This window comes from Desulfuromonas sp. TF, from assembly GCF_000472285.1.
Classification (GTDB): domain Bacteria; phylum Desulfobacterota; class Desulfuromonadia; order Desulfuromonadales; family ATBO01; genus ATBO01.
The window spans coordinates 4,705-6,450 of sequence record NZ_KI421414.1; the positions used below are offsets into that span (position 1 = coordinate 4,705).

General features: G+C 54.5%; 1 protein-coding gene. It reads left to right on the forward strand.

Features of this window, described 5'->3' with window-relative positions; genetic code table 11:
• The first annotated feature begins 545 nt into the window (after nucleotides 1–545).
• Nucleotides 546–1,376: a zinc transporter ZupT gene (gene zupT / locus DTF_RS0105150; protein ID WP_027714454.1), complete on the forward strand. Its 831-nt coding sequence runs from the start codon at nucleotides 546–548 to the stop codon at nucleotides 1,374–1,376.
• Nucleotides 1,377–1,746: the final 370 nt, after the last annotated feature.

Below are 1,746 nucleotides of genomic sequence, written 5' to 3' on the forward strand. Positions count from 1 at the left end.
TTACTTCTATCGTAAAAAAGGGTCGGACCAAGGTAACTCATATGGGTAATGTGCCAGATTAGATTGAGCCCGGATGTGCCATGAAGCCGATTATATCCCAAAAAATCGACTTATAGACCGCTTTTGACTATGTGTTTTGAATCAACTTGTTGTGATTTCAATTGGTTAACTTGGTCTGACCCCGAATCCCCCGCAACCTTTTTACATCGTTGAAATCCCGAGGTCAATAAAGTTCTTTAATCCTGAAAGCAGTCTCACGCGAGACGCGACGACGCGACGTAAAATCTTTTTAAAAGCGGTCTATAAGTCGATTTTTTGGGATATAATTACAAGCGTTTGTAAGACCTGCGTTTTCGTTGCGTCCGTTGCGGCGTTGTGTGGTTACCTGCTTTTACAGCGATTTAGGGCCGGGATAGGGCGTTTGGCCGTTACCGCACTCTCCATTTGACATGCGCCCGTTGCCCCCTTATTCTTTAATGATATTTTAAAAATCGATCCGTCGCCGCCTCCCTTCAAGATGAACATCGGGATTCCCCTTGCCGCCTATTGAAACCAGTACTCTGCTGTTCGCCTTCGGGCTCACCATTTTTGCCGGGCTCGCCACCGGCATCGGGAGCGCCCTGGCCTTTTTCACCCGGACCACCAATACCCGGTTTCTTTCCCTGACCCTCGGCTTTTCGGCCGGGGTAATGATCTACGTCTCCTTCGTCGAGATCTTCTTCAAGGCCAAGACCGAGCTTGTCGCCGCCCTGGGAGACAGCCCCGGCACATGGGCGACCGTAGGGGCGTTCTTCGGCGGGATCGCCCTCATCGCCCTTATCGACTGGCTCGTCCCCAACTACGAAAATCCCCATGAACTCCATTCCATCGAAGAGATGGCGCAGGGGCTCGAAAATCTTCCCCGCAACGAGGCCCACGATTTCGGCAGGCTTCACCGCATGGGGCTGTTCACCGCTCTGGCCATCGGGATCCACAACTTCCCCGAGGGGCTGGCGACCTTCACGGCGGCCCTGACCGATCCTCACCTCGGCGTCGCCATCGCAACCGCAATCGCTATCCACAACATTCCGGAAGGGATCGCCGTTTCCGTTCCCATCTATTTCGCCACCGGCAGCCGCCGCAAGGCCTTCAAGCTCTCCTTCCTCTCCGGCCTGGCCGAGCCCATCGGCGCCCTGGTGGGATATCTCATCCTGATGCCCTTTTTCTCTCCGACCGTTTTTGGGATCCTTTTCGCCGGCGTCGCCGGCATCATGGTCTTCATCTCCGTGGACGAGCTGCTCCCGGCCGCCGAGGAATTCGGCGAACACCACCTTACCATCATCGGACTCATAGCCGGCATGGCCGTTATGGCCCTGAGTCTGCTGCTGTTTTTGTGAAGGATTAAGCTTTGAACCTTAACCGATGGGGGCGCTGCCGAAAAATGAAAGGTCCGTGGGGGCGCGTCTACATTTTTCAAAAAGTGAATTCTGTAGACGCGTCACGCCGCCCGAAGAGACGGCGCTGGGCTTGGATTTATAAAATTCAAGAACGTCCCCTAGACCTCTTGGGGCAGGAGAGGAGCAGGTTTCGCAAACTGCTGTCCCGGTCGGGCAAGTCCGCTGCGACCTTTTGGTCCTGCGATTGGGGCGGCGGGATCTCCTGGTTCCTTATTTTCGCGAAAATGACACCACATCGGATGCAATCCTGCCGGTTCGGCGGGTTTTGATATCCGCATTTGGGACAAAGCATGACTTTACCTATGCTGAC